General features: G+C 65.9%; 1 protein-coding gene. It reads right to left on the bottom strand.

From position 1 onward, the window contains the following. Positions 1–290, bottom strand: a 290-nt coding sequence (locus tag H7U37_RS15405) for an InlB B-repeat-containing protein (RefSeq protein ID WP_204877049.1), incomplete at both ends; no start/stop codon positions are given.

Consider the following 290-nt stretch of genomic DNA (forward strand, 5'->3'; position numbering starts at 1 on the left):
CAACCACGGCATCGATGGCCTCGCCGGCCCAGTGGCCGTCTGGGATATCGGTGAAGGAAGGCGCGGGATTGAGGGGGGTGTCGTCGTCGCCGATGTCGATGTCAGGCTCCTCTACGTCGGGTTCTTCCACGTCGGGCTCGTCCACGTCGGGGGTATCGGGCGCGTCACTGCTGGGTCTGCTGCCCTCAAAGCCCACCATCTTCCAGCCGGCATAGAGGGTGAGGTCGCCGGTGACGGGGGCGGAGAAGTCATAGAGGGTGGTGCAGGCAGGGTCGGCATACCAGCCGTTG

The sequence above is a fragment of the Pseudoflavonifractor phocaeensis genome, from assembly GCF_016901735.1.
GTDB lineage: Bacteria > Bacillota > Clostridia > Oscillospirales > Oscillospiraceae > Pseudoflavonifractor_A.